Origin of the sequence: Planococcus sp. APC 3906, from assembly GCF_030407685.1 — a bacterium.
Lineage (GTDB): Bacteria > Bacillota > Bacilli > Bacillales_A > Planococcaceae > Planococcus > Planococcus koreensis.
Genome location: NZ_JASDCW010000018.1, coordinates 1 through 26,532, shown reverse-complemented (window position 1 = coordinate 26,532; position 26,532 = coordinate 1). Strand labels below are relative to the sequence as shown.

The following is a 26,532-nucleotide window of genomic DNA, read 5'->3' as shown; positions in this document are numbered from 1 at the left end:
GCTCTCATTCGAGGGTCGTTTCACTTTGTTCAGGAGACTTGGAGGCAGGAAACTTTATGGAACTCTATACAAACTTACGCAAAGGGGAAAAAGGCGCCTGGATCAGCATTGGCGCTTATGTTTTTCTCAGCGCCATCAAACTCGGCTTCGGCTATGCCGGTTCATCTGAAGCTTTAAAAGCGGATGGGCTGAATAATTTGACGGATATTATCGCTTCGGTAGCTGTGCTCATCGGGCTGCGCATTTCCCAAAAGCCGCCCGATGAAAATCATCATTACGGACACCTGCGGGCGGAGACGATCGCTTCGTTGCTGGCATCTTTCATCATGGCGGTCATCGGGCTGCAAGTGCTGCTGGGTGCCGTCCAAAACTTCTTCATCCCGGTGGAAGCCACACCTTCCCTATTCACAGCGGGAGTCGCTTTTTTCAGTGCTATCGTCATGTACTTCGTTTACCGCTTTAACATCAAGCTCAGCAAAGAAATCAAAAGCTCTGCGGTCCGGGCTGCCGCCTACGACAACCGGTCGGATGCCCTAGTCAGCATCGGAGCGGGCATCGGCATTATCGGTGCAGTTTTTGGCGCGCCGATACTCGACGTCATCACCGCCTTCATCGTCGGCTTGATCATCATCAAAACAGCTGTGGATATTTTCAAAGAAGCTGTGTGGACGTTGACCGACGGCTTTAATGAAGATGAAGTGGAAACAATGTCCGTGCTTGTCCGAAAAGTGCCCGGCGTCCGAGAACTTCGTGATTTCAAAGGGCGTAACCACGGCAACGTCATGTTCATCGATTTGACGATTGCGGTCAATCCATCTCTGAACGTCGTTCAAAGCCACTGGATCACAGAAGAAGTCGAAAGAAAAATCCATAAAGTTAAGCCCCACTGCGTAATCCATGTTCATATCGAGCCGGTTTACGAAGATGAGGATGACTGAAAAAATTTCAAAAAGGACGGCGAAAAGAAATCTTTTCGCCGTCCTTTTTTTGTTTAGTGAAGCCGCCCAAGCAAGATCATTCCCCTGCCAAAGCACCGATCTGGATGGAACGCTGGCCAGTGGCCACTGCCAGCTCATCGACTTTCTTCTGCAGGAAGTCCTGGTCCATCGATTTCAATTGCTGCCCTTCGAGCGATTCCAGAATGTATGTCTGGATATCCCAAATTGCTTGGTGATGCTCGGAAGGAGCCAGCTCAGCGACTATTTTAAGCGAATCGGCCATGGAATGCATCACTGAAATATCCTCTTTTCCATAATAGGCCATTTGATAATAAACTTTATACAACACGCCGGAAAATTCCGGCAGCGTACATTTCACGATATGCTGCCCTTCTTTATTGGCCAACGCCAATTCCCCGTGCGGGATGTGAGCGGTTTTCCCAAGCAGCCTGCCGATGCGGACGATTATGTCATTGGCGGTATTCGGATCGTTGATGCCGGGAGAAATTGCACGCAGAGCAATTTCCACCAGCTTCTGCAATGCGTACGGCAAATCTTGTTCAGCCGACCGTTCGCCTCCGATGGAATAATAGCCGCTGACATCATAGTCCTGCCCTTCTTTTCTGTAGATGTTCATCAACGGTTTGCCTTCATAAATGTAATCGCCGATGCAAACAAGGACGTCTACCTCAAATCCATTTTTATCCGCGTGCCCAAGCAGCTTCTCAAAAGACATGAATTGCAGGTAGCCGCTCGTTTCAGCGTTGACGGTTTCAATGATCCCGATAGGATTCAAGCCATCCGAAATTTCTGAAACAGCGCATTTTTCCTCGAACTCCTCGTAATAGGAAATCACATCTTCCGCATCTTTGATAAGCACTTCGATTAATTTGCTCACCTGCACCGTCGTGGCTATGTAATGGATAAAGTAGGCGAACGTGCCAAGGCAGAAAAAAGCGATGACAATTCCGACAAACGTCGACAATACATCATGTGTATACAAGTCATCCCTCATAAACAATAAGGAAAGGGTGTTGTAAATAAAGCCGCCAAGGAAAATGCCCAGCACCCGCCAAGTCACCGGATCGTGGACGAAGTTTTTCAATGCCCTCGGTGAAAACTGGGCGGAATACATCGTTAAAACAACCAGGATTGTTGAAAATGTAAAAGTGCTCATCGTCAGCAGTGCACCTGCCAAAGTCCCCATGATCGTTTTTGCCAAATCGACTTTCGTCAGCAAAATTGACGGGATAAATTCTTTGAACCGTTCGACAAGCAGCAAGTCCACATAAAAAAAGCCGACCGATAACGCAATCGCTAAGATGCTGAAAATCGCGGGCGTCAACCAAAATTTTTCTTTGAATAAATATATAGTGGACTTCATCTTTTCTCCTCGCTTTCCAATAATCGTCTATTAATGCTTTCCCCTCAACAGGTTGAAGGCAAACAGAGACTGCCCTGTTGCAAAACGGGATTGCTGCAGGTATTTTTAATAATCTGATTTACAATAACTTTTGCACAAAAAGTCCTTGACCTGGTTTTAAGGATACAGTATCTTTAAAGTAACTTGAAGAAAGAGGTGAGGTATTATGGCAACGATCATTGTTAATACGCAAATCCAGTCTATAGTACCCCACTCTGTGTATCGCTGACGATACGCTTCTTCCATTATGCCCGGGGACCATGGACTGCGATTTGCTCGCATCCATGGTTTTTTATTTTGCATAATAGGAGGAAATTACATTGAATTTAATCGAACAATATGGCTGGAATACAGCATGGCAAGAAAAAACAGGGCCTTCCGGGATTCCCGGACGTGTCACGCTTGAACACAAGAACATCTACCGCGTGGTGACGGAACGCGGCGACTGGCTCAGCACATTATCCGGCAAATACCGCCATGAACACGCGCACAGCGAATTCCCGGCAGTCGGCGACTGGGTTATGGTCGAACAGATGCCCGGCGAGGAAAAAGGGATCATCCACAATGTCCTCCCTCGTTCATCGCAGTTCTCCAGAAAAGCGGCTGGCGAAACTTCGGACATCCAATTGATTGCCGTCAATGTCGATTATGTGTTTCTCGTCATGTCATTGAACCATGATTTTAACGTCCGGCGTTTGGAACGCTATTTGATTGCCGCCTGGGATTCCGGCGCTAATCCGGTCATCGTACTGACTAAAAAAGACCAATGCGCAGACGTGGAGCCGTATATGCGCGAATTGGAATCAGTGGCATTCGGCATTCCCACGATTGCGGTATCGAGCGTCACCGGCGAAGGCATCGGCGAATTGCAGAAATTGCTGTTGCCAAACCATACCGGCGCCCTGCTCGGCTCTTCCGGCGTCGGCAAATCATCGCTGATCAACGCCTTATCCGGCAGTGAATTGATGGCCGTGCAGGATATCCGTGAAGATGACAGCAAAGGACGCCATACGACGACCCACCGCGAGCTGGTGCGCCTGCCGCTTGGCGGCTTGCTGATCGATACCCCCGGAATGAGGGAATTTCAGCTCGGCGATTACGAAGAAGGCGTTGAAAGCGGCTTTGCCGATGTCGAGCATTTCGCTGAAGAATGCCGCTTCCGTGATTGCCAGCATGGCAATGAACCCGGTTGCCGCGTGCAGGAAGCCTTGCTGAGCGGCGAATTGCAGCATGACCGCTACCGCAGCTACATCAAGCTGAAACGCGAACTTGCGCATATCGAACGTAAAAGCGATGCGGCCGCCCAAAAAGCGGAGCGCGGCAAATGGAAACAAATCACGAAAGACAACCGCAAACGCCCGGTCAAAAAACGTTAAAAAGAAGCAAGCCGTCATTCGGCTTGCTTCTTTTTTCTATTTAATTCCCTGATCCGGTGAGTCCGTGCTTGACTGCGTAAAGCGCCGCCTGTGTACGGTCCTGCACTTCCAGCTTGTTGAATATGTTCGAGATATGTGTTTTCACTGTCTTTTCCGTGACAAATAACGCCGATGCAATTTCCCGGTTGCTCTTGCCTTTGGTCAACTCCGCCAGCACTTCTTTTTCACGCGGCGTCAAAAGGTTCAGTGTATGCGGCGCCGGTTCAGTGGGCCCTTTCAACAACTCGGTCGTCGCTTTCGGGTGCAGCGTATTTTCGCCGCGCATCAAACTCCGGATCGATTCCACCAATTCATCGGGTTCGATGTCTTTCAATTGGTAGCCGGCTGCCCCCGCTTCCATGGCCGGTACGACGTGATCACGATCCGAAAAACTCGTCAGCATCAGGACAATCATCTCCGGATGCTGTTCTTTAATTTTTTGGGTTGCCTGAATGCCATCCATCTCTGGCATGACGAGATCCATCAGCACGATATCTGGCCGCAGCCTGTCTGCCATGTCCACCGCTTCCCGGCCATTCACCGCCTCCCCGACCACTTCAATGTCTTTTTGTGTTTTCAAGAAAAATAACAATCCGCGCCTCACCACATGATGGTCATCGGCGATCAAAACCTTCACCACGTTAACCACTCCCCCGATTAATACGGAATCCTGATGAGGATTTCCGTGCCTCTTCCAATTTCACTTGACCATTCGATACTGCCGCCTTCCGCTTTTGCACGATCGCGCATGCTCTGGATGCCGATTGATGGCAAGTAGAGATGCTCGTCAATGACAAATCCGCGCCCTTCATCTTTGATCACCAGCAGCACATCGGATGATGTCACCGACATGTACAGCTGAACTTTATGGACGCCTGCATGTTTGCGGATGTTGTTGAGTGCCTCTTGCGCAATGCGGAACAGCGTTTCTTCTGTCCGCGATGGCAGCTGGATAACGCCGGTCACTTTCAATTCCGTCGACAGCCCGAGCATCTCGGCATAGCCTTTGACCGCTTCGAGCAATCCGCTTTCCAGCCCTTTCGGCCGCAATTGCCAGATCAGCGCGCGCATTTCATTGAGCGCTTCTTGTGTCAGGTGCTGGATATCACGGAACGTTTCCTGCACTTCCGGATCTTCCGACATGACACTGCCGCCTCTGGCCGTCAACGTCACCGAAAACAGCAGCTGGTTGACCGAATCGTGCAGATCGCGCGCCAGCCTATTACGTTCCTGCACCAATGCCAACTCCTGCTCCTGCTTTGTCAGCAGGATGCGTTTGATGGCGGAGCCGATCTGGAACGCTACAGATTCCAAGAGCGCTAACTCATCATTGGAAAAACGCACAGTGTCCGGTGCGGCGATGTTCAAAAGCCCGAACTTTTCATTGCCCGATTGCAGCGCAACCGTAGCATGGTGTGTAATCCCTTCGGCGTCTCCGGCATCGGATGAAATGGCGTTGTCGATCCGCTGGCAGGCAATGATATTCGAAGCCTTTTCCAAATTGCCGTCGTGGTAGCGTTTGACGCACCAGCACCCCCCTTTTTTCAGGTGGCGGCAATCGTTCTGTTTAAGCGCCGGTGGCAGATTCGCCTGCGCTGCAAGCTGATGCTTGCCATTTTTATCAATAAAGAAAATCCATGCCGCCTCGAATACCGAGCCATTCAATAACTTCCAAATCGCCCCTTCGAGCATCCGGCCCATATCCGTTTCTTCATTCAATAATTCCGCAATTTCTTTCAATAACGCCACATTCGAATGCTGGCCAGCTTCCATCCCGTTCACCTCATCGCTGTTGTCTCTCTACCATACACTTTTTCATTCCAAGCGCGCCTCGTACTTTCGAATGAAAAAGCCCCCTGCAAGAGGGAGCTTCCGTTTATCGATTGTCCAATTCATCCAGGAATGACTGTTTGATGAGTTCCAGCTTTTCATCGCTGTCGCGTTCACTCGCTGCCGTAATGCCGAAATAATATTTCACTTTCGGCTCCGTGCCGCTTGGGCGGACACACACCCATGAGCCATCTTCAAGGAAATACTTCAAGACGTTCGATTGGGGCAACTCGATTTTTTCATTTGTATTCAAATCGACAAAAATCCGGTTCTGGGTTTCATAATCTTCGATCGATACCACCGGGATGCCGGCGATTTGAGCCAATGGGTCTTTCCGCAGCCCTTCAAGAAGCGCTGTGATTTCCCGTGAGCCATCAAGCCCTTTTTTCGTGATCGACACGAGCGCTTCGCGGTACCAGCCGTATCGGTTATAAAGTTCAACCAGCACATCGTGCAAGGTTTTGCCGAGCGTTTTGTAATAAGCGGCGGCTTCGATCAGCAATAAAGTTGCCTGGACAGCATCTTTGTCGCGTGCGAAATCGCGGATCAAATAGCCATAGCTTTCCTCGTAACCGAAAAGAAACTCGAATTGCGGATGTTCATCGTTGTGCTTCAGCTTTTCCCCGATGAATTTAAAGCCGGTTAGGACATCTTCGCATTCAACGCCATACGATTCCGCAATGACGCGGCCGAATTCAGACGTCACAATCGTCTTGAAGATTTTGCCGTTGTCCGGCAGCGTGCCTTTCGCCTGTTTCTGGCTCAATAAATAATCGATGAGGATGGCGCCCGTCTGATTGCCGTTCAGCAATTCGTAATGTCCGCCTGCAAGGACTGCAATGCCAACACGGTCGCCGTCCGGATCGATGGCAATCAGCAATTCGCTGCCGTTCTTTTCGCCGTATTGCATCGCCAGTTCAAAAGCAGAAGCCTCTTCGGGATTCGGCGATTTGACTGTCGGGAATTCCCCGTCCGGCTGCATTTGTTCCGCAACATATGCGATGTCTGTATAACCGGCTGTTTCCAATAACTTTTTCACGGTAGAACCGGATGCCCCATGGAGCGGCGTGAAGACCGCAGAAATTGGCTTGGCCGACCCTTCCTGCACCGTCAGTGCCTGTTCGATATAAGCTGCATCCAAACGCTCACCCAAGTGGACGAGCGATGCTTCCTCGTATACGGAATTGTCGATGGCCAGTTCGTCTTCGACCCGGCTGACAAAATCAATGACGCGGTCCGCGTCTTCGAGATTCAGCTGTGCCCCGTCGTCGCCATATACTTTATAGCCGTTGTATTCAGGCGGGTTGTGGCTGGCGGTGATGACCACTCCCATGAAGGCATTCAAGTAACGTACGCTGAATGACAATTGCGGCGTTGTGCGCGGTTCGCTGTACAAATACGTGTGGATGCCATTCGATGCAAAGGTTTTCGCTGCTTCGAGCGCGAACTCCGGCGACATGCGGCGGCTGTCGTACGCAATCACGATTCCGCGCGCCATCGCCTGTTCTCCGCTGTCTTTGATGTAATCCGCGATTCCTTGTGAGGCTTTGCGGACCGTGTAGACATTCATGCGGTTGGTTCCCGGGCCGATTTCGCCGCGCATCCCTCCTGTGCCGAATGCCAGATCCTGATAAAATGCATCTTCTGCCATTTTTTCATCATCTTTCAACAAAGATAAAGCCTGTATTGTTCCTTCATCATGCTGGCTGTGTTCCAACCAGCGCTTTAGCCGTTCCTGCCAAGTCATAAGACATCCCTCCAATACACTTAGTTTACCAAAAAATCAAAAAAAAAGCCGCTTCCTTTTGGGAAGCGGCACATGCATTAATCTTTTTTGTATTCTACGCGGTAAACGTCGTGGCGGCGGTCCTTCAATTGCTTGACCGTACCGTTCTGGCGCTGGCGGCGCAGGATTTCCAAATCGACATCGCCGATCAGCACCATCTCCAAGTTCGCGTTGGTTTCGCCGACAATGCCGTCGCGCGCGAATTCGAAATCGGACGGTGCGAAAATGCCCGATTGCGCATACTGGATATCCATATTTTCAGTTTGCGGCAAGTTTCCGACCGTTCCGGAAATGACCGTGTAAATCTGGTTCTCGACTGCACGGGCCTGTGCGCAATAACGGACGCGCAAATAGCCTTGGCGGTCTTCGGTACAGAATGGCGAGAAGATGATATTCGCGCCCATGTCTGTCGCGATGCGCGCCAATTCCGGGAACTCGATATCGTAGCAGATCTGGATCGCGATTTTGCCGCAGTCCGTATCGAATACGCGGACCGAGTCGCCGGCCGAGATTCCCCACCACTTGCGTTCGTTCGGTGTGATGTGGATTTTGTATTGCTTATCGATCGAGCCATCGCGGCGGAACAAGTAAGCGATGTTGTAGATTTCGTCATTTTCTTCTTTGACGAAATGCGATCCGCCGATGATATTGATGTTGTAACGGACGGCAAGGTCCGTGAACAATTCAATGTATTGAGGCGTGTATTCCGTCAATTTGCGCACTGCCTGGCTCGGCGATGGCTCGTTGAGGAAAGACATCAACTGCGTCGTGAAAATTTCCGGGAAGACGACAAAATCGGAATGTGCATCCGAAGCGACATCGACAAAGTATTCCACCTGGTTTGCCAAATCATCGAATGATTCGATGGCGCGCATCAAATATTGGACAACACAAATCCGGACCGGAAGGCTTGTTTTGAAATGGCGTTTCGACACCGGTTTGTAATCGACGTTATTCCATTCCATCAATGTCGCGTATTTGCCGGATGCAAGATCATCCTGCAAGTAATTCGGGTTGATCCGCATCAGCTGGAAGCCGTTCATCAATTGGAACGTCAAGACGGGATCATAGATTTTATGGCGCGATACCGCATCTACGTATTCACGCGGCGACATTTCATCCGCGTATTTATGGAAATTCGGAATGCGTCCGCCAAGAATGATCGATTTCAAATTCAACTCACGCGCCAGCTCTTTGCGTGCTTCGTAAAGACGCTGGCCGACTTGCATGCGGCGGTATTCCGGATGCACCATGACTTCGATGCCGTACATATTGTAGCCATCGGGATTATGGTTCGTGATGTATCCACCGTCTGTGACGTCATCCCACGTGTGGCGGTCGTCGTATTCATCAAAGTTTATCAATAAACTCGAGCAGGAACCGATGACTTTACCGTCAAGTTCCGCTACAAGCTGCCCCTGCGGGAAAACGCCTAGATGGCTGCGGAGCTGCTCTTCTTTCCATGGATCCATTCCTGGAAAACTGAGGCGCTGCATTTCCATGATGGCATCTATATCTGCATACGTCATTTCCCGTATGATCATGCTTTTTTCAAAATGGGACAAATCGAATTCTTCTGGCACTGCAGCCACTCCTTCACAAAAGTATCACAGTTTATTATATAGGATAGCGGCACAGGTTGATATTATTTTACTTGCCCGCTGTTAAGAATTATACTTTTATAGAAGTAATTTTGAAAAGAGGTACTGTTCAATGTCCAAGCGCCAAGAAAATATTATGCTTGCCATGTGGGTCGTCGCGCTGATCGCCACTGCCGGTTCGCTGTATTTCTCACAAATACGCGGCTATGCCCCTTGCACACTGTGTTGGGTACAGCGGATCTTCATGTATCCGCTCGTTATCGTCATCGGCGTCGCTTATGCCCAAAAGAATGTCCGGATTGCAGCGACGACGCTGGCCTTGTCGATCATCGGCGGGGGGATATCGCTTTATCATTACGGCTTGCAGAAGCTGGCTTTCCTTTCTGATGCTGCGCCGTCATGCGGACAAGTGCCGTGCACCGGCGAGTACATCAATTATCTCGGATTCATCACCATCCCATTTTTAGCGCTCACCGCATTCATCTTAATCGCGGCCATGAGCATCTATTTGCTGAAGTCATTGAAGGAGGAAACAGGAAAATGAAGAAAATGCTTATCATCGGCGGGGTCGTTGTGGCGTTATTCGCCTTGATCATCGTGCTGACGAATATATCCAACAATGATAAACTCGCCAACAATCCATACGATACAGATGACCTCGAGCAGCCGACCATCGACTTATTGTCAGATGAAAACTACCAGAACATTGCGGTGCCAGACGAAGTGGACGAAAAAATCAAGAGCGGCGAACCGACAACAGTCTATTTTTTCAGCCCGACATGCCAGCATTGCCAGGCCACTACACCTGTATTGATGCCTGTCGCTGAAGATATGGATGTCGATGTCCTCCAGTATAATCTGTTAGAGTATGATCAAGGCTGGCAGGATTATTTCATCGAAGCGACACCGACACTCGTGCATTACGAAAATGGCGAGGAAGTCTCACGCTGGGTCGGATCTCAGCCAAAAGAGAATATCGAAGAATTTTTCAACGAAGTCGTATTGAAATAACAAAGGGGAGCCATGTGCGGCGCGCATGGCCCTTTTATATGGAGGACAACACATGGAATGGAATTACGAAATACAAGAAGACGGCATCACTGTCGAAGAATTGCTGCGCACGGAATGGGGCCTCGGCAAGAAAGTCGTCCACGAAATGCGCATGGCCAAAAGCGTAACGAATGCCAAGCATCAGGAAGTGGTCTGGAAAGAGCCGTTGGAAAAAGGCACGATCCTGCATTTTAAATTGTCGCCGGCTTCTTCGCCTTATGAACCGAAACACGATGTCGAATTGCCAATTTTATTCGAAGATGACCATTTCATCATCGCGAGAAAACCGAAAGGCATGGCCACCCATCCGAATGAAACCGGACAGACCGATACCTTCATCAACGCCATCCTCGGCCATATCGTACGTAATGGGGGATCCTACGGCGAGCACGTCCACCGCTTGGACCAAGGAACGTCCGGCCTGTTGATGGTCGCGAAGCATCCGGTCGCCAAAAATGTAATGGACCGCATGCTCGAGCAAAAACAGCTTGTGCGCGATTACGAAGCCGTCGTCAAAGGCAAAGTCGTCAACCGGACCGGCACGATCGATTTCCCGCTCGGCCGCGACCGCCATCATCCGACGCGCCGGCGCGTATCCCCTTCCGGACAAAGCGCTGTGACGCATTACCGCGTGCTGAAACACATGGAAGGCAAAACATTGCTGCACTTGACGCTTGAAACAGGGCGCACCCATCAGATCCGGGCGCACCTGTCGCATATCAACCACCCGATCATCGGCGACGAGTTATACGACGGCCCAATGACGCAGGATGGAGCATACCACCTCCACGCGTTCCGCATGTCGTTCACCCACCCGTTTACCGGTGAAAAAATCGTTGTTGAAGATACAAGCCGTTAAAAAAAGAAGTTCCCCAGCGGGAACTTCTTTTTTTTAGCGCAAATGGATTTCGTCGGGATGGGTGCCTGTGCGCCAATCCTTGTTCAAAGCGTCGATCATTTCCATCTGTCCAGGAGACAACTCGAAATTGAAGACGTCGGCATTCTCGAGAATGCGTTCAGGCTTCACTGATTTCGGAATGACGATCAAGTCGTGCTGCAAATGCCAGCGGATAATGACTTGCGCGATCGACTTGCCGTGGCTCTCGCCGATCTTCCCGAGCAGCGGTTCACCAAGTAAGCGTCCGCGTGCGAGCGGCGACCAGGAAGTGACCGCAATTTCATTGTCTGCACAGAATTGGCGAAGCGGTTCTTGCGTCAATTGCGGGTGAAGCTCGATCTGGTTGACCATCGGCTTCGTGTTCGCTGTTGCCAAGAGTTTTTCCAAATGGTGCTGCTGGTGATTTGAAACACCGATTGAGCGCACCAACTTCTCATCATAGAGCCGCTGAATGGCACGGTACGTTTCTTCATAAGTATCCGGCATCGCCCAATGCGTCAAATACAGGTCCAAATAATCGAAGTCCAAACGCTTCAGCGATGCTTCGAACGCACGCAATGTATTGTCGTAGCCTTGGTCCGTATTCCAGACTTTCGACGTGACGAAGATGTCTTCGCGCTTCATGCGGGATGCGCGGATGGCTTCCCCCACTTCATGTTCGTTGTCGTAGATGCTTGCTGTGTCTATTGCCGGATAGCCTGCTTTGAGTGCCGAAAGGACGGCATTCACCGCTTCTTCTTTGTCGGTCATCTTGAACACGCCAAGCCCGAAACGCGGCATCTCTACTCCGTTATGTAAGGTTTTCGTTGAATTGATCGCTAATTCCATTTTCATCATCCTTTCTTTATTCATTGTACAAATATTCACCTGAAAACTCGACTTTAAAGAATTTGGCTAAACCCCTTGCATTTCTCTATAAAAGCGAATAATATATGAAATGTTGTTTAAATCGTTCGGATTTTGAAAGGAGTATTTAAATGTTTCAGTTGAAAGAGTTCGGCACAGACGTTAAAACGGAAGTTCTTGCCGGTATGACAACGTTTTTAACAATGGCTTATATTGTCATTGTCAATCCTGTAATCTTGGGTGCAGCGGGCGTTCCGTTTGACCAAGTATTCCTGGCAACCATTATCGCCGCAGCAATTGGCACGCTCTGGATGGCACTTTTCGCTAATTACCCCATTGCCATCGCACCGGGAATGGGATTAAATGCATATTTCACCTCGATGGTGCTAGGATCAGGCGGCACAATCGATTACGTCACCGCATTTTCAGCCGTCTTCGTCGCTGGCATCATATTCGTCCTGCTATCGTTGACCAAAATGCGCAAAATCCTCATCCAAGCCATTCCTGAAAACCTGAAACACGCCATAACTGCCGGCATCGGGCTGTTCATTGCTTTTATCGGCATGCGCCTCAGCGGAATCATCGTGGGAAATGAAGCGAATTTAGTCGGCCTGGGCGATTTGACTTCAGCTCCCGTCCTTCTGACGCTGGTCGGCCTCATGATCACGCTCATCTTTATGTCGTTGAACATTCACGGCGGCATTTTCTTCGGAATGATTGTGACAGCAATCATCGCCTTCTTTACCGGCCAATTGAAATTCGAAAGCCGTTTGATGCAGCTTCCATCCCTTCCCGAAGGCATCATCGTCTGGAATCCGATTGAAGCAGTTCAATTGGTCATCGAATTCGGATTATACGGCGTCGTCTTTTCATTCCTGTTGGTCACGTTATTCGATACAACGGGCACCATGATCGGTGTGGCGAAACAGGCTGGCCTCATGAAAAACAACGATATGCCGCGCATGCGCCAAGCACTTCTTGCAGATTCAGTTGCGGCCACTGCCGGTGCCATGTTCGGCACAAGCCCGACTTCCGCTTATGTAGAATCTTCTGCAGGCGTTGCTGCTGGCGGACGGACAGGCCTGACAACATTGACTGTCGGCATCTTGTTCATCATCGCCGCTTTCTTCGGCCCCCTTGTTTCTTCCCTATCAAGCGTTGCTGCGATCACTGCACCTGCATTAATCATTGTCGGCAGTTTAATGATTGGTGCTGTGAAACATATCGAATGGGATGAATTCGATGAAGCGTTCCCAGCATTCCTGATTATCCTGGCCATGCCGCTGACTTCAAGCATCGCAACCGGAATTGCACTCGGCTTTATCTCTTACCCATTGATGAAAATCTTCAAAGGCAAATGGAAAGCCGTCCACCCGATCCTTTATATTTTTGCAGTGCTGTTCGCTATCCAGATCTTGATTGCACCGCATTAATAAAAGCAGAGAATTCTCTAAGTTTCCAGACATAAAAAAACCGCCATCCGGCGGTTTTTTTATGTCCTATTAAACTCGTGTACGAGCACTTGATACGCTTGCTGTGATCAGCAATACCGCAGCTGTCAGCAAATGCATCGCCCAGCCGATCACTGGGAACCAAGCAACCAGGCTTGTGACAATCCCTAAAATCGAACCGGATTTCGGTGAGTATTCACGGAAGCAGAAAAATAACGTCACTGCGTGCAGCAAGAACATGACGCCAAGCGCCGTGTAGCCTGTGCTGATGACAAAAGTTCCCCCGATAAATGGAATTGCCAGCAGCAATTCAGCCAAACCGGTAATCCATAATAATGCAACGGAAATTTTCATTTTCATTGTTAACTTCATCCTTTCCTGAACTGTCCTTTCCTATTCTACGGATGGCCAAAGAAAAGGTTTCATTTTTTATTAAAAAGCTAAAAATCCCGCATGGAACAGACAAAACTTCTCCACATTTGAATTGAGCCCCATATTTCATTTTCCTGCCACATACGCTATACTAAACAAAGATGCATATTACAAGGAGGTCGTTATTTATGAACTTAATCCTTATTCTAGGTGTTACTGTAGCGTTCTTGGCCGCTATCTTAACTGCAGGCTATGATGATAAACCAGGAACTGCTGAAAAAGAATAATACGAAAAGCCGGTGCATATGCGCCGGCTTTTTTTGTGCTTCCGTTTAATCCAATCCTGGGAAATTCTGCTGGCGCAAGGCCTCGTACATCAAAATCGCCGCTGTGTTGGACAAATTCAGCGAACGGATATGCTCATTCATCGGAATGCGCAGGCACGTTTCCGGATTTTGCTCGATCAGTTCTTTCGGCAAGCCTTTTGTTTCCTGGCCAAAAACGAAGAAATGGTCTTTTTCCGTATCCGAATAATCGAAAGACGAATACGTCTTCGTACCGAACTTTGTAATGTAGTAAAATGCAGCGCCGTCATAACGGTCGAACAATTCCTGCAGCGAATCATAATATGTCAAATCAACATGCTCCCAATAATCGAGGCCTGCCCGCTTCAGCATCTTATCGTCTGTGGAAAAGCCGAGCGGACGGATCAAATGCAATTTCACGCCAGTCCCTGCACAAGAGCGGGCGATGTTCCCTGTATTCGCTGGAATCAGCGGCTGGTATAAAACGATGTGTATAGCCAAAACGTTCACTTATCCTTTCATCTCTTCGGCAAAAAACGCCAGTCCTTTTTGAATTTCATCTTTTACTTCTTCGTCTTGCTCTGTCTCCAGCACCGTTTGCAGCGCTTCGAACCCTTCCGGCATCCCGATTTTCCCGAGTGCCCAGGCCGCTGTGCCGCGAATGACCGGCCGCTCATCTTCCATCAGCAGTTTGATCAACGCCGGCACCGCGCTTTTCTCTTTGAAATGGGCCAAAGCGAGAATGGCATTGCGCTGGATCGGCTTTTTGCCTCGCCATGAACCCGACACATAGCCGAAGCGCTCCTTGAATTCACGGTTCGAAATCGTTAACAGCGGTTCGAGCAGCGGTTTGGCGATTTCCGGATCCGGCGTAAATTCCGCATGGATCAGATTCGCCTTGCGCTTGTTTTTCGGACACACCGTTTGGCAGGTATCGCAGCCATACAACCGATTGCCTATGACGCCTCTGAATTCATCCGGCAAAAAGCCTTTTGTCTGCGTCAAAAAAGAAATGCAGCGCTGGGCATTCAATTGGCCGCCTTCAACAATCGCTCCGGTCGGGCAGACGTCGATGCACAGGCGGCAATCGCCGCATTGGTCTTCCATCGGTTCACTGTAGCGAAAAGGGATATTGGTGATCATTTCACCCAAATACACATAGGAACCGAATTCCGGCGTAATGATGGAAGTGTTTTTCGCGCTCCAGCCGATGCCTGCGCGTTCAGCAACGGCGCGGTCGGACAATTCCCCGGTATCGACCATTGACCGCATGAGGGCTTCAGGGAAATGTGCGGCAATGAACGCTTCCAATAAGGTTAAACGTTCTTTCAAGGCGGCATGGTAATCTTTCCCCCATGATGAGCGGGAAAAAATGCCTCGCCTTGCCCCACGCATCCCTTGCGGCGCATCCTCCATTTTCGAAGGATAGGCAATCGCGATTGAAATGATGCTCACCGCTTCGTCCAATAAAAGCTCTGGATGAGTCCGTTTATCAAGGTCAGGCTCTTCAAAGCCGGATTGGTAATTCAATTGCTGCTGGCGCGCCAATTGATGGCGCAGGTTATAAAAAGGCTCTGCCGAGGCAAACCCGATTTTATCGATTCCGATCTCCGAGGCATAGGCAACAAGCTCTTGTTGAAATCCTTCGAGATTCATGCTGTAACCCCTCATTCTATATCTATGATACGATATCCCTAATACATTCCCTGAAAGGAAGATTGCTGTGGAAATCACCATCCAGCGTCACATTAAGGAAATCCTTCCCGACTTTAAAATAGGAACTATTCATTATAACAATATCACCGTTTCGGAGTCACCTCAAATGTTAAAAGGCCGGCTGCAGCTTTTCCAGGAGCAATTGTATTTCGACTTGGAAGACAAAGACATCACCCATTTTCCAGGGTTGCTCGAATGGCAGCTGGTGTGGAAAGCGCTGGGCGCGAGTCCAAGCCGGCACCGCCCTTCGGCAGAAGCGCTGTTCCGCCGCATCAAAAAGCAGAATTACCTGCCTTCCATCCATTCTGCGGTCGACATGAACAGCTTTCTATCGCTGCAATATGAAATTCCGCTCGGCCTCTACGATGCGGACAAAATCAACGGAGACGTTGAAATCGCTCTCGGTACAGAAGATGATCAGTTCGAGGGCTTGAACAACCGCACCAATACATTGGACAATATCCTGGTTTCCAAAGACGCACAAGGCGCATTCGGCAGCCCTTACGTTGATTCCACGCGAACAGCCGTCACAGAAAATACAAAAAATGCACTTCACATCTTTTATCTGCGGCCTTCGATGAAACGCGATACAGCACTTGAATTATTGACAGCCGCAGCCAATATGTTCACCGGCATCAATGGTGGAGATGCTGAAATCCAACTCCTTTAATATGCTCTACAATAAAAAACCATTGCCCTTTTTTAAAAGGCAATGGTCTTTTTGATTAGCTTACTTTTTGATTTCATTATGGACTTACGACTACAAGACTAGCCTTAGCGCTGATATTTCCGGCTTTATCTTTAGCAGTGACAGTAATTGTCACCCCTCTTTTTTGTGCTTTGATCGGCACTGAATAATAACCGGTCGATGAAGCTTTTGCATAGCCTAGCAGAGTAGTTCCATTTTTAACGGCAACTGTTGAATTTGCTTCCGCTTTCCCCGTCACTTTCAAATCGTTGCTGTCTACTGTATTGACTACGGGCTTTGCAGGAGCTATAACATCGGCTACTGTTATTGCAGTTGCTGCACTTATGTTCCCTGCACTATCTTTTGCCGTAACGGCAAGAGCAGTCCCCGCTTTTTGAACAGCTATCTTAGCCGAAAAAGTTCCTGTCGATGAAGCTTTTATAGAGCTTAAAATAGTAGTTCCTTTTTTTACAGTAATAGTTGAATTCGCTTCAGCTTTCCCGGTAACCACAACATCGTTATTATCTACTTTATTGACCGTCGGCTTGCCAGGGGCGACAACGTCTACAACCTTTGTTGTTGTTGCTGCGCTGATATTGCCTGAACTGTCTTTTGCAGTGGCAGCAAGAGTTGTCCCCGCTTTCTGGACTGCTACTTTCACAGAGAAAACACCCGTCGATGAAGCTTTGGCGGACCCAATGACAGTCGTGCCGTTTTTAACGGTGACTGTGGAATTCGCTTCCGCTTTTCCAGTTACCGCAACATCATTATTGTCCACTTTATTGACCGTCGGTTTGCCTGGCGCTACATTATCGGAAAATGCTGCAGCAAGCATATAAATATCTTCCTCGGTATTGTCGTCCCAAGCATAATCAAAATAGTCATAATCAGTCGCTGCTACATAATAAGTTCCCGCTTTTGCTTGGTATGCCTGAATTTCCATATACTCATCGTATTCAGTTCCTAAATAGACCAATTTGGAACTTTCCACAAAATCTTTTTCAGTTGCCAAAAATAAGAGATCAATCGCATAAGTATTGCTCTCTCCCCCTACAAGCAAAAGTCCATCGCGCGGAACCGTTATTTTGTAAAAATCAATATCATCATACGGCAATAATTGGCCATAAATAGGTTTATCGAAAGACAAGCTGTCTGCATAGCCGAAATCATCATTGTATTCCTGCTCGATCGCGTATTCCCCATAATCAATAGAGCTGGCTTTGACGCTGCCTTCTATTTTTATAGCAGGAGCATTCTTCAACATTGCTTCAAATTGAGTAACAGCCTGCAAGCCACCTATATTCTTTGGCAATTGCTTTTCAATTTGCTTTTCCAGCGACCTGCTAAAATTTTCTGTTGCACCAGTTTCTGCTTGTGCTACACCATTAACCATTAAAGAAGCCATTAGACCTAATGATGTTATCGTGAACAATAATTTTTTACCCATTTTACATCCCCTTTTAATAATTATAAATACCTATAAGTTGGATATTACACTATAAATGATTTAAATACTATTTATTTTTTGAGCCATTCTAATTTATTTTCAGTCATTAAAGAAGTAAATACAGGGCTTAAGCAGATTCCTTTGAATCCGAGGCATTGTGCAGTAAAATCGGGGTACTTCATAATAAAAGAGGGATCATCAAGTGAAACAAATTCACAGCGATATCATTCAATTCCGAGGCAGCCATTACGATTACGGCCGGCATCAAGGCGAACTCTTAAAAGGCTCGCTCCTGTTGCCGAACCGCCGCAAGCAATGGCCCCCATCCAATAAAAACTTCATGATCAATGAACAGGAAGCGACAAGCATCCTCCAGACATTCGCGCCGCGCATCTGGGAAGAAATAAACGGGCTGGCGGACGCACTCGAATGGAATGCCCACGACGCCATCCGTGAATTCGGCGGTTATTACTTGGAATATACACGCAGCGGCTGCTCCATCTTCACCCGTGAGGATTTCATGGTACGCAATTACGACAGCTCGCCGCAGGGCTATGAGGGCCGTTTCGCGCTGTACCAGCCTTCTGACGGCGGCTATGCGACCATCGGACCGACAATGCAAATCACCGGCCGCACAGACGGCCTCAACGAGAAAGGCTTGGCAATGGGCTATAACTTTATCAACCGGCGCAACTCCGGGGATGGCTTTATCTGCAATATGATCGGCCGCCTGATCCTGGAAAATTGTGCGGATGCCGATGAAGCCGTCGCTCTTTTGGAGGAACTTCCGCACCGCCGCTCGTTCAGCTATGTGCTGCTGGACCGCAACGGAAAATCCATTGTCGTCGAAGCTTCTCCCCGCTCGGTCGTTTCGCGGGAGTCCGCTGTATCCACCAACCATTTCGACTTGCTGACAGAAGAAAACCGCTACCAAATCGAAGATTCGCGCCGCCGGGAAGAAGTCATCCTTTCCCAGCAGGACACGATGGCCGAACCATACAGTGCATTCCGTATGCTCAACGATTCGGACAAAGGCGTCTTTTCCAAAAAATACACGACTGCTTCCGGTACGCTGCACACCGCATCGTATTTTCCCGCCAGCTTGAAAGTCGGTTTTGCACTCGGACAGGACCGCTTGCCGCTGATGCTCGATTTCAAGAAATGGCTGGATGGAGAACGCTTGAACGCCAAACGCGTCAAAGGCCGGGTCGACACCCACCTGCCTTTCGCACACATGACTGAAATGTAATGCATTTTATCCATCTGAAAACAAAAACAGGCTGTCCCGAAAGTCATTATTCCTGACTTGTGGGACAGCCTGTTTCATTCTGCAAATTGTTTTTCCAAATGCGCAAAGCCGATTTTTGTATCGATCGTGCCATGGATTTTATCCACTTCCAGCGGCGTACCCTTTAGCCAATGCCCAAAATCAAAAACGGCTGGCTGCTGGTCGCCGCCAAGCGAGAACCAGGCTTCCATTTTTTGCGGCAAATATGCTGAAGTGTGGATGGTGCCAGCCCAGCTTTTGTAGAGCTCCGAGAATACGCCATTGCCCGTACCATTAAACAGGCGGAATGCATTGTCCACGTGAGCAGTCTCATGCGGCTGGGTCTGAATCGCTTCTAGACGTCCATAGGAATCCTTCAAGTAATTGCGGTTTTCGTGCGACTGGATTTCAAAATGGTTGGTGCAGGCGTTTTCGCTTCTGACATCGACGCCGCGTGGGCTTGCTTCAATGATCGACGTTCCGCCGCTCGTGTCCGTCACGACGTAGCTGAACGAACCCCGATGCGGGATTTCCTTCACCAAAGCAATAGCTTCTTCAATGCTTGCACACGTTTCCAAGATAATGCGGCCAATCATATAACAGACAAAGCCATCCCCCGGCTTTTTGCGGTGTGTGAAATTATAGCCCATTGCCAAGCCTTTCTCGTTCATGCCATCCATGCGCCCCGTGATGCGGGAAGTCGGACCGATAAAGGCATAGCCTTGGTCTGTGGGCTGGAACAAGCTGAAACGCCCTTCATAGGTTTGTGGATGGAAATCGTAATTGCGGACCATGAAGTCATCGCCTGTAACAATCGAGCAGCCAGATGGCAGCGCATCGATGCGATAGCCGCCGAAATTGCGCAGCACTTCCTCCATCGGCAGCTCCAAGCTGTCCCGCAGGCCAACGAGCTCTTCCCAGATGCCCGGCGCAAAGCGGCTGAGTGCCTGCTCGGCTTCCGCAGCGTCGATTTCAAAACGCGGACGCTTCGCTTTCCACTGCTTTTGCCGGTTGTCGAGGACGATCGACTCTTTCAAGCGCTCGCCTTGATGCAGCCCAAAATCGTAATGGCTGCCTCGGAATTGAATGATGTCGCTGTGGATTTCCTGCATGCCGCTCCCCTTCCAATAAGCTGTCCCTTGCTGCTTATTGCGTCTATTATACCAAGCTCCGTTCCCCTATCCTACCGGGAAGCACTCATTTTGCGCCATACCCATTTCTCCATTTCGACAATAGCGAAAACGCTGATGCCGATGCCGATCGGCCAAATCCAGTGCTGTGCAGCAATCGGCACGGTGCCCAGCAGGACATTCATGACTGGCAAGTAAGTCACTCCCAATTGCACCGCAATCAGGATGCCGGAAACGATAAAGGCGGCTTTATTCGAAAAAAAGCCTTTCCGAAAGACAAAGCCTTTTTCACTGCGGCAATTGAATAAATAAAACAACTGGGAAATGACCAGCGCCTGGACGGTCATCGTATTCACGATTGCCGGATTAAGGCCAGCTTCCGCCAATGTTCTATTCATATACAAGAGTCCGCCGCAGATGATGGAAGCTACAAATGCGATGCAAAAAACATAATAGCCGCTCAACAGCTTCTCATCCGGATTGCGCGGAGGCCGTTCCATCGCTCCAGGTTCAAGTTTCTCAAAGGCAATCGCCAAAGAAATCGTTACGGCGGTTATCATATTGATCCATAAAATTTGGACCGGCGTCAACGGCATTGCCGTACCAAGAAGGATGCTGACGAAAATAACCGACCCTTCAGCAACATTTGTCGGCAAAATGAACAGGATGGTTTTTTTCAAATTGTCGTAGACGCGACGCCCTTCTTTGACTGCCGTGACGATGGTGTTGAAATTGTCATCCACTAAGACCATTTCCGAAGCTTCTTTCGACACCTCTGTCCCTTTGATGCCCATCGCTACGCCGATGTCTGCACGCTTTAAAGCCGGCGCGTCATTGACGCCATCGCCTGTCATCGCACATATATGCCCGAGAGATTGGAGCGCCTGCACCAGCTGCAATTTATTGTTAGGGCTTGTCCGCGCAAAAACGTCGTATTTAACCGCCGCCTCCTGCAGCTCACTTTCGTCCATCCGATCTAGTTCAATTCCTTCAATAACAAGCCCCTCCGCACCGATGCCCATCTGAGAGCCGATTGCGAGTGCCGTTTCTTTGTGGTCGCCGGTAATCATCTTCACTTGGATGCCAGCTTTTTTGCATAGCCGAATCGACTCGATTACTTCTTCGCGCGGCGGGTCGATGATGCTGGCAAATCCCAGGATTTCAAACCCTTCCTCCAAATCAGCATGGCCGATGCTTGCTGTATTGGCCGGCACTTTTTTTGCAGCAGCGCCAATCATCCTTTCCCCTTTCCGGGCATGGAGCAAGATTTCTCCATGCCAACGGTCCAGCTCATCCGCACTGTCATTCTTCGACATTCTTAAAATCTGTTCTGGAGCTCCTTTCACAAAAATTGTCCTCGTACCGTCATGTTCTACCAAGCCGGCCATGTACTTGTATGAGGAATCGAACGGGATTTTCGCCAGGCAATCGAGTTTCGGTATGGACTCCTCCGCTTTTTCTGCAGCTGTCACCAGACACCCTTCGGTAGCATCTCCGCTGATTTCCCAATGCCCCCGCTCATTGCAAAATAAATGGGACTCGTTGATTGTTTTAACACAAGTCAAAAACTGCTTCAGGCGAGGGGCATCCGCCAATGCCACTGTTTGGCCGCGGCTGGTGATTTCACCTTTTGGGGAATAGCCGCTGCCTGTCAGTTCATATTCCTCGTCCTTCACCAAAATCGACGTAACGGTCATTTCGTTTTTAGTCAATGTGCCGGTTTTGTCGGAACATATCACTGACACCGCGCCCAAGGTTTCAACTGAAGGCAATGTCCGGACGATGGCGTTCTTTGCCGCCATTTCCTGGACGCCAAGCGCCAGAATAATTGACAGGACGGCAGGCAGCCCTTCGGGAATTGCCGCGACCGTTAAGCCTATAATGGCGAGCAATAATTCTCCTGCCGGATAATCATGCCAAAAATAGCCGATGGCGAACATGGCAGCCGCACTAATGACGATGATCGCTGAAATCAATTTGCCAAAATGGGCTGTCTGCTTCAGCAAAGGCGTCTGCAGCTTCTGGACATCAGACATCGAGGAACTGATTTTCCCAAGCTCCGTACTGCTGCCAGTTTCCACCACAACGCCAACGCCAGAACCCGCTGCCACCGATGTTCCGGCAAACACCATATTCAGCCGATCCCCTAAAGAGGTTTCAAGCGGCAATGCATCCACCTTTTTTTCAACAGCCACAGATTCTCCGGTCAATGAAGATTCTTCCACCTTCAAGTTAGCCGCTTCAAGGAGCCGGATATCCGCCGGCACTTTATCGCCCGCTTTTAAAACGGCAATGTCTCCTGGTACCAGATTGGCTGACGGGATGACTTTCCTCTTCGATGCACGGATGGCCGTCGCCTTCAACGATAGCATCTTGCGGATGCTGTCCAGCGCTTTTTCCGCCTTGCTCTGTTGGATATAGCCGATGGCTGCGTTGATCACAATAACCATTAGGATTACCAATGTATCGATTGTGTGCCCCAGCACAATTGTAATTACCGCTGCCCCAAGGAGTACATAAATCAGTACATCATGGAATTGCTTTAAAAACCGCATCACCCTCGATTCTCTTTTCGGTTCAGGCAGTTCGTTCGCGCCTGCAGCTTTCCTTCATTCATCCGCTGCCGCATCCGTTAGCCCTTCTTCAGTGTTCGTTTCCAATTCCGCCAAAACATCCACAGCCTCAAGATGATGCCACGCCAGCTTTTTCACGAGACTTCCTCCTATCTCCCGCACAGCTTATATTGCCTTAATAATAGATTGATTATTCAGATATCACAACTCTTATCTTTTATCCGCTGTCTATTTATTGGCATGAAAAAAAGACCATGAAAATTATGGCCTTTTACTCGTCTTCTTCGAGATATCATAACCTGGCTAACACAGTAACTTACTCATAATTTGATAACTCGACTAAATTGCCATCGGGATCTCGGATGTAGAGCGACTGGATTGTCCCTGATGCACCGGTTCGTGAAACAGGACCTTCTTCAACAGCTACGCCGTTTTGCTTCAAATGCTCAAGCAGCTTTTCGAGTGGTTCATCCGAAATAAAGCACAGGTCGGCACTTCCCGGAAGAGGTGAACGCGCTTTAGGTTCGAACTCGTTGCCAGCTTCATGCAAATTGATTTTCTGTTGTCCGAAATGGAGCGCCTTACGCCCTTCTCCAAACTCTTTCACTTCCATTCCGAGAACATTTCCATAAAAATCACAGGTTTGTTGGATGTTTTCTACGGTCAATACAAAATGGTCAAGACGATTAATCATTTCCATAGTCAGCTCCTCTGCGGAATTAAACAGTATGACTATCTATACGCCATTTCTCTAACCTATACCTGCCGAAACCATGAAAGAACGAAAAAATCCCTGTCACCATCAATAAATGATGGTGACAGGGATTTTCAGTATACCAGTGGCCGGGGTCGAACCGGCACTCCAGAAGGAACACGATTTTGAGTCGTGCGCGTCTGCCAATTCCGCCACACTGGCATGACCTTGAATCGGACAATTATTATTATAGCACCTTCAAATTAATTTGGCTACAGTTTTTTCACGATAGTAAAATAAAAACCAGTTTTCTTTTCAGAAAAACTGGTCTCAGATTCATTACAGAAAAATATTCAATATAGAGTAAATTATTCCGGCAATCATTGCTGAAATCGGCAGCGTAATGACCCAGGTAATCAACATTGTTTGGGCTGTGCCCCATTTAACACCTTTGAGGCGGTGTGCTGCCCCTACACCCATAATCGATGAAGAAATAACATGTGTCGTGCTGACAGGCAAGTGGATGGCAGTAGCACCGAAGATGACTGCAGCACCTGAGAGATCCGCAGCCACACCGTTGACCGGACGGATTTTCATAATCTTTCCGCCAACAGTTTTAATGATTCTCCAACCGCCTACGGAAGTTCCAAGAGCCATTGCCAATGCACAGGAAACCTGCACCCATAATTGAATATCATCCGAACTTTGGTAGTTGTTCACGATCAAAGCCATCGTGATGATTCCCATTGCTTTTTGCGCATCATTGGTACCATGTGAAAATGATTGCAAAGCAGCCGTCGCAATTTGAACAAACCGGAAGTTCCGGTTTGTCTTTGTTAAGTTATGATCTTTAAATATCACTTTGATTATACTGTAAACGATATAGCCCACTACAAAAGCAAGAATGGGAGAAATCAGCAACGCTTGCAGTATTTTCAGAAAGCCTGCAAGATTCAATGCGCCGACACCGGCAGCTGCAATCACAGCACCAACAATCGATCCGATCAGCGCGTGGGAAGAACTGCTTGGAATTCCATAATACCAGGTAACCAAATTCCAGGTGATGGCAGCCAATAACGCCGCCAAGATCACGATTGAGCCATTAGTAAGTGTGAATGGATCAACTATATCTTTTGTGATCGTCTTAGCAACACCTGTGAAAGCCATAGCTCCCACAAAGTTCATGACTGCTGCTAGTATGATTGCATGGCGTGGTTTCAATGCTTTCGTGGAAACTGCCGTAGCGATTGAGTTAGCTGTATCATGGAATCCATTTATGAAGTCGAATACTATAGCGAAAATGACGATTAAAACCGTTAACAACAATACCATATCCATGAGTCGTCTTGCTCCTTAAGCGTTTTTCATAATAATTGATTCAAACGTATTTGCTACCTTTTGGCAGTGGTCAGCGATTTCTTCTAGTTCTTCGTAAATATCTTTGTATTGGATAATGCGAATCGGATCTTTTTCCACCGCGAACAGATTTTTAATGGAATTGCGGAGTGTCACGTCACATTTCGATTCATAATCTTTGATTTTAATGGCATGCTCCCTCATCTGGAGCAATTTCTTATTCGCCATCAAGTCGACAGCGGTCACAATTTCGATTGCACTCAAACGAATCGCTTCAACGAATTCGAGCATATATGAGTCTGCATTTACGACGCCGTACATCTCGAACATAGAAGCCGTATGTTCCAATCCATCTAAAACATCGTCCATGCTCATTGTAAGCGCCAAGATGTCCTCACGTTCGATAGGTGTAATAAATGCTTTATTAAGATCTTGGATTATATCGTGGACAAAATCATCACCTTTTGTTTCGTAATCTTTCATCGTATTCGAAAAAATCTTCAAATCACTGGTTGCCACTAGTTTATACTCGGCGAAATACACGGCAGCTTCTTGTAAATTTAGAGCGATGCTCCCTAATTGAACTGCAAATTTATCCTTCTTCTTAGAAGCCATTTTCTTGCCTCCACTATTTCAATATAATATAATTCGAACTTAAATATAATAACGCAATTTACATAAAATTAATACTCACTAAGTTGCAATTTACAAATCTTTAATACTACATAATAATCAGATAACTGGAGCAGGCATATAGCAAATGCAGCTTAACTTATGAAACTGCAGCGTTTACAGATTTACTTATTTTTTCGGATGCCACAAGCAGGCTTCCGTGTAGATGTGCCTTTGGAAAGACGTGAAAACACAAAAAAAAGCTCCAGCTTTGAAAAACAAAGCTGGAGCTTTTCTAAAGGGCAGGCAGGCCCTTTACATGATACCGGCGGTCGGGGTCGAACCGACACTCCCGTGAAGGAACGGGATTTTGAGTCCCGCGCGTCTGCCAATTCCGCCACGCCGGCAAAATAATTATGGAGGCGGCAACCGGACTCGAACCGGTGATAAGGGTGTTGCAGACCCATGCCTTACCACTTGGCTATGCCGCCAAAATTTGGAGCGGAAGACGAGGTTCGAACTCGCGACCTCCACCTTGGCAAGGTGGCGTTCTACCACTGAACTACTTCCGCAAAAGCTGGGGTACCTGGATTCGAACCAGGGCATGACGGGATCAAAACCCGTTGCCTTACCGCTTGGCTATACCCCAATAACTAAATGGGGCGGACGAGGGGAATTGAACCCCCGAGTGCCGGAATCACAATCCGGTGCGTTAACCACTTCGCCACGACCGCCACGTTTGTATTTTTTAAATTTAAAGTTTGCTTGAAAATCATGGGGCGGACGAGGGGAATTGAACCCCCGAGTGCCGGAATCACAATCCGGTGCGTTAACCACTTCGCCACGACCGCCATCATATAATTTTTTAAAAAAATGGCAGGGGCAGTAGGAATCGAACCCACATCGGAGGTTTTGGAGACCTCTGTTCTACCGTTAAACTATGCCCCTAAAAACTGGTGGTGGGGGGCAGATTCGAACTGCCGAACCCGAAGGAGCGGATTTACAGTCCGCCGCGTTTAGCCACTTCGCTACCCCACCTAGTGGTGCCGGAGAAAGGAGTCGAACCCTCGACCTACTGATTACAAGTCAGTTGCTCTACCAACTGAGCTACTCCGGCATAAATATTGATAAAAA

At 48.5% G+C, this 26,532-nt stretch carries 24 protein-coding genes, 10 tRNA genes and 1 pseudogene; 8 read left to right on the top strand and 27 right to left on the bottom strand.

Features of this window, described 5'->3' with window-relative positions; translation table 11 throughout:
- Positions 1-56: 56 nt before the first annotated feature.
- The gene (locus tag QMA09_RS11320; RefSeq protein ID WP_135500942.1) at positions 57-938 is read left to right on the top strand and encodes a cation diffusion facilitator family transporter; all 882 of its coding nucleotides are present in this window, start codon (positions 57-59) and stop codon (positions 936-938) included.
- A gap of 76 nt (positions 939-1,014) precedes the next feature.
- On the opposite strand, the gene QMA09_RS11315 is transcribed toward QMA09_RS11320, so the two are convergent.
- Complete coding sequence (locus QMA09_RS11315) at positions 1,015-2,322, bottom strand: DUF2254 domain-containing protein (protein WP_290213202.1); 1,308 nt, start codon at positions 2,320-2,322, stop codon at positions 1,015-1,017.
- A 359-nt stretch (positions 2,323-2,681) separates the two neighbouring features.
- Here QMA09_RS11315 and rsgA point away from each other — a divergent pair, with 359 nt between their 5' ends.
- Positions 2,682-3,737 (top strand): ribosome small subunit-dependent GTPase A, encoded by a 1,056-nt coding sequence (gene rsgA, locus QMA09_RS11310; RefSeq protein ID WP_290213201.1) that lies wholly within the window; start codon positions 2,682-2,684, stop codon positions 3,735-3,737.
- A gap of 40 nt (positions 3,738-3,777) precedes the next feature.
- On the opposite strand, the gene QMA09_RS11305 is transcribed toward rsgA, so the two are convergent.
- The 4 genes from QMA09_RS11305 to QMA09_RS11290 all read right to left on the bottom strand — a co-directional run bounded on the left by QMA09_RS11305 (position 3,778) and on the right by QMA09_RS11290 (position 8,975).
- Positions 3,778-4,416, bottom strand: coding sequence for a response regulator (locus QMA09_RS11305; RefSeq protein WP_290213200.1), 639 nt, complete (start codon positions 4,414-4,416; stop codon positions 3,778-3,780).
- Between the two features lie 17 nt (positions 4,417-4,433).
- Positions 4,434-5,549, bottom strand: a complete 1,116-nt coding sequence (locus QMA09_RS11300) for a GAF domain-containing sensor histidine kinase (protein ID WP_290213199.1) — start codon at positions 5,547-5,549, stop codon at positions 4,434-4,436.
- 103 nt (positions 5,550-5,652) lie between these two features.
- Entirely contained in the window at positions 5,653-7,353 is a 1,701-nt protein-coding gene (locus tag QMA09_RS11295) for a phospho-sugar mutase (RefSeq protein WP_135504043.1), read from the bottom strand.
- Between the two features lie 77 nt (positions 7,354-7,430).
- Positions 7,431-8,975 (bottom strand): carbon-nitrogen hydrolase family protein, encoded by a 1,545-nt coding sequence (locus QMA09_RS11290; protein ID WP_135504041.1) that lies wholly within the window; start codon positions 8,973-8,975, stop codon positions 7,431-7,433.
- Between the two features lie 130 nt (positions 8,976-9,105).
- Between QMA09_RS11290 and QMA09_RS11285 the strand changes: the two genes are divergently transcribed.
- The 3 genes from QMA09_RS11285 to QMA09_RS11275 are packed head-to-tail and all read left to right on the top strand — an operon-like array spanning position 9,106 to position 10,902.
- The gene (locus QMA09_RS11285) at positions 9,106-9,537 is read left to right on the top strand and encodes a disulfide oxidoreductase (RefSeq protein ID WP_290213198.1); all 432 of its coding nucleotides are present in this window, start codon (positions 9,106-9,108) and stop codon (positions 9,535-9,537) included.
- Positions 9,534-10,004, top strand: coding sequence for a thioredoxin family protein (locus QMA09_RS11280; protein WP_290213197.1), 471 nt, complete (start codon positions 9,534-9,536; stop codon positions 10,002-10,004). Before QMA09_RS11285 ends, QMA09_RS11280 begins: the two co-directional genes overlap by 4 nt.
- A 52-nt stretch (positions 10,005-10,056) precedes the next feature.
- Positions 10,057-10,902: an RluA family pseudouridine synthase gene (locus QMA09_RS11275; protein WP_290213196.1), complete on the top strand. Its 846-nt coding sequence runs from the start codon at positions 10,057-10,059 to the stop codon at positions 10,900-10,902.
- A gap of 33 nt (positions 10,903-10,935) precedes the next feature.
- Here QMA09_RS11275 and QMA09_RS11270 read toward each other — a convergent pair whose 3' ends face one another.
- Positions 10,936-11,769 (bottom strand): aldo/keto reductase, encoded by an 834-nt coding sequence (locus QMA09_RS11270; protein ID WP_135504033.1) that lies wholly within the window; start codon positions 11,767-11,769, stop codon positions 10,936-10,938.
- A gap of 149 nt (positions 11,770-11,918) precedes the next feature.
- Between QMA09_RS11270 and QMA09_RS11265 the strand changes: the two genes are divergently transcribed.
- On the top strand, positions 11,919-13,220 hold the full coding sequence (locus tag QMA09_RS11265) for an NCS2 family permease (protein WP_290213195.1): 1,302 nt from the start codon (positions 11,919-11,921) through the stop codon (positions 13,218-13,220).
- Between the two features lie 69 nt (positions 13,221-13,289).
- Here QMA09_RS11265 and QMA09_RS11260 read toward each other — a convergent pair whose 3' ends face one another.
- The 3 genes from QMA09_RS11260 to queG form a co-directional block, all read right to left on the bottom strand.
- Positions 13,290-13,598, bottom strand: coding sequence for a hypothetical protein (locus QMA09_RS11260; protein WP_416144299.1), 309 nt, complete (start codon positions 13,596-13,598; stop codon positions 13,290-13,292).
- Positions 13,599-13,942: 344 nt separating this feature from the next.
- Positions 13,943-14,416: a tRNA (uridine(34)/cytosine(34)/5-carboxymethylaminomethyluridine(34)-2'-O)-methyltransferase TrmL gene (trmL, locus tag QMA09_RS11255; RefSeq protein WP_135504029.1), complete on the bottom strand. Its 474-nt coding sequence runs from the start codon at positions 14,414-14,416 to the stop codon at positions 13,943-13,945.
- A gap of 9 nt (positions 14,417-14,425) precedes the next feature.
- Positions 14,426-15,571 (bottom strand): tRNA epoxyqueuosine(34) reductase QueG, encoded by a 1,146-nt coding sequence (gene queG, locus QMA09_RS11250; protein ID WP_290213194.1) that lies wholly within the window; start codon positions 15,569-15,571, stop codon positions 14,426-14,428.
- 67 nt (positions 15,572-15,638) lie between these two features.
- Between queG and QMA09_RS11245 the strand changes: the two genes are divergently transcribed.
- Positions 15,639-16,301, top strand: a complete 663-nt coding sequence (locus QMA09_RS11245) for a B3/B4 domain-containing protein (protein ID WP_290213193.1) — start codon at positions 15,639-15,641, stop codon at positions 16,299-16,301.
- Between the two features lie 76 nt (positions 16,302-16,377).
- Here the strand turns inward: QMA09_RS11245 and QMA09_RS11240 are convergent, their stop codons facing one another.
- On the bottom strand, positions 16,378-17,766 hold the full coding sequence (locus tag QMA09_RS11240) for an Ig-like domain-containing protein (protein WP_290213192.1): 1,389 nt from the start codon (positions 17,764-17,766) through the stop codon (positions 16,378-16,380).
- A gap of 202 nt (positions 17,767-17,968) precedes the next feature.
- On the opposite strand from QMA09_RS11240, the gene QMA09_RS11235 reads away from it, so the two are divergent.
- Entirely contained in the window at positions 17,969-19,015 is a 1,047-nt protein-coding gene (locus QMA09_RS11235; RefSeq protein ID WP_135504024.1) for a C45 family autoproteolytic acyltransferase/hydrolase, read from the top strand.
- Between the two features lie 74 nt (positions 19,016-19,089).
- Here QMA09_RS11235 and QMA09_RS11230 read toward each other — a convergent pair whose 3' ends face one another.
- From QMA09_RS11230 to QMA09_RS11160, 17 genes and pseudogenes are all read right to left on the bottom strand, one after another.
- Positions 19,090-20,145, bottom strand: coding sequence for a C45 family autoproteolytic acyltransferase/hydrolase (locus QMA09_RS11230; RefSeq protein WP_290213191.1), 1,056 nt, complete (start codon positions 20,143-20,145; stop codon positions 19,090-19,092).
- A gap of 71 nt (positions 20,146-20,216) precedes the next feature.
- The gene (locus QMA09_RS17195) at positions 20,217-22,613 is read right to left on the bottom strand and encodes an HAD-IC family P-type ATPase (RefSeq protein ID WP_483313552.1); all 2,397 of its coding nucleotides are present in this window, start codon (positions 22,611-22,613) and stop codon (positions 20,217-20,219) included.
- Between the two features lie 54 nt (positions 22,614-22,667).
- Positions 22,668-22,757, bottom strand: a pseudogene (locus QMA09_RS17190) (cation-transporting P-type ATPase); the annotation flags it as partial.
- Between the two features lie 15 nt (positions 22,758-22,772).
- Complete coding sequence (locus tag QMA09_RS17185) at positions 22,773-22,874, bottom strand: cation-transporting P-type ATPase (RefSeq protein WP_483313551.1); 102 nt, start codon at positions 22,872-22,874, stop codon at positions 22,773-22,775.
- Between the two features lie 178 nt (positions 22,875-23,052).
- Positions 23,053-23,430 (bottom strand): VOC family protein, encoded by a 378-nt coding sequence (locus tag QMA09_RS11220; RefSeq protein WP_206662871.1) that lies wholly within the window; start codon positions 23,428-23,430, stop codon positions 23,053-23,055.
- Positions 23,431-23,570: 140 nt separating this feature from the next.
- Positions 23,571-23,652, bottom strand: a tRNA-Leu gene (locus QMA09_RS11215).
- Positions 23,653-23,769: 117 nt separating this feature from the next.
- Positions 23,770-24,768 carry an inorganic phosphate transporter gene (locus tag QMA09_RS11210; protein WP_290213190.1) on the bottom strand — a complete coding sequence of 333 codons (999 nt, stop codon included), beginning with the start codon at positions 24,766-24,768 and terminating at the stop codon, positions 23,770-23,772.
- A gap of 15 nt (positions 24,769-24,783) precedes the next feature.
- On the bottom strand, positions 24,784-25,401 hold the full coding sequence (locus tag QMA09_RS11205; RefSeq protein ID WP_290213189.1) for a DUF47 domain-containing protein: 618 nt from the start codon (positions 25,399-25,401) through the stop codon (positions 24,784-24,786).
- Positions 25,402-25,721: 320 nt separating this feature from the next.
- A tRNA-Leu gene (locus QMA09_RS11200) sits at positions 25,722-25,805 on the bottom strand.
- A 10-nt stretch (positions 25,806-25,815) separates the two neighbouring features.
- Positions 25,816-25,889, bottom strand: a tRNA-Cys gene (locus tag QMA09_RS11195).
- 6 nt (positions 25,890-25,895) lie between these two features.
- A tRNA-Gly gene (locus QMA09_RS11190) sits at positions 25,896-25,970 on the bottom strand.
- Between the two features lie 5 nt (positions 25,971-25,975).
- Positions 25,976-26,047 (bottom strand) — tRNA-Gln (locus QMA09_RS11185).
- Positions 26,048-26,056: 9 nt separating this feature from the next.
- Positions 26,057-26,132: transfer RNA gene (locus QMA09_RS11180), tRNA-His, on the bottom strand.
- Positions 26,133-26,173: 41 nt separating this feature from the next.
- Positions 26,174-26,249 (bottom strand) — tRNA-His (locus tag QMA09_RS11175).
- A 23-nt stretch (positions 26,250-26,272) separates the two neighbouring features.
- Positions 26,273-26,346, bottom strand: a tRNA-Trp gene (locus tag QMA09_RS11170).
- A 6-nt stretch (positions 26,347-26,352) separates the two neighbouring features.
- Positions 26,353-26,436: transfer RNA gene (locus tag QMA09_RS11165), tRNA-Tyr, on the bottom strand.
- A gap of 3 nt (positions 26,437-26,439) precedes the next feature.
- A tRNA-Thr gene (locus QMA09_RS11160) sits at positions 26,440-26,515 on the bottom strand.
- Positions 26,516-26,532: the final 17 nt, after the last annotated feature.

Coding starts and splice junctions, on each gene's coding strand:
- QMA09_RS11275 (WP_290213196.1), top strand. CDS start 10,057: ATGGAATGGAATTACGAAATACAAGAAGACGGCATCACTGTCGAAGAA.
- QMA09_RS11295 (WP_135504043.1), bottom strand. CDS start 7,353: ATGACTTGGCAGGAACGGCTAAAGCGCTGGTTGGAACACAGCCAGCAT.
- QMA09_RS11205 (WP_290213189.1), bottom strand. CDS start 25,401: ATGGCTTCTAAGAAGAAGGATAAATTTGCAGTTCAATTAGGGAGCATC.
- QMA09_RS11220 (WP_206662871.1), bottom strand. CDS start 23,430: ATGATTAATCGTCTTGACCATTTTGTATTGACCGTAGAAAACATCCAA.
- QMA09_RS11240 (WP_290213192.1), bottom strand. CDS start 17,766: ATGGGTAAAAAATTATTGTTCACGATAACATCATTAGGTCTAATGGCT.
- QMA09_RS11210 (WP_290213190.1), bottom strand. CDS start 24,768: ATGGATATGGTATTGTTGTTAACGGTTTTAATCGTCATTTTCGCTATA.
- QMA09_RS11270 (WP_135504033.1), bottom strand. CDS start 11,769: ATGGAATTAGCGATCAATTCAACGAAAACCTTACATAACGGAGTAGAG.
- QMA09_RS17195 (WP_483313552.1), bottom strand. CDS start 22,613: ATGGTTATTGTGATCAACGCAGCCATCGGCTATATCCAACAGAGCAAG.
- QMA09_RS11265 (WP_290213195.1), top strand. CDS start 11,919: ATGTTTCAGTTGAAAGAGTTCGGCACAGACGTTAAAACGGAAGTTCTT.
- QMA09_RS11315 (WP_290213202.1), bottom strand. CDS start 2,322: ATGAAGTCCACTATATATTTATTCAAAGAAAAATTTTGGTTGACGCCC.
- QMA09_RS11300 (WP_290213199.1), bottom strand. CDS start 5,549: ATGGAAGCTGGCCAGCATTCGAATGTGGCGTTATTGAAAGAAATTGCG.
- QMA09_RS11280 (WP_290213197.1), top strand. CDS start 9,534: ATGAAGAAAATGCTTATCATCGGCGGGGTCGTTGTGGCGTTATTCGCC.
- QMA09_RS11230 (WP_290213191.1), bottom strand. CDS start 20,145: ATGCAGGAAATCCACAGCGACATCATTCAATTCCGAGGCAGCCATTAC.
- QMA09_RS11260 (WP_416144299.1), bottom strand. CDS start 13,598: ATGAAAATGAAAATTTCCGTTGCATTATTATGGATTACCGGTTTGGCT.
- QMA09_RS11285 (WP_290213198.1), top strand. CDS start 9,106: ATGTCCAAGCGCCAAGAAAATATTATGCTTGCCATGTGGGTCGTCGCG.
- queG (WP_290213194.1), bottom strand. CDS start 15,571: ATGAATCTCGAAGGATTTCAACAAGAGCTTGTTGCCTATGCCTCGGAG.
- QMA09_RS11320 (WP_135500942.1), top strand. CDS start 57: ATGGAACTCTATACAAACTTACGCAAAGGGGAAAAAGGCGCCTGGATC.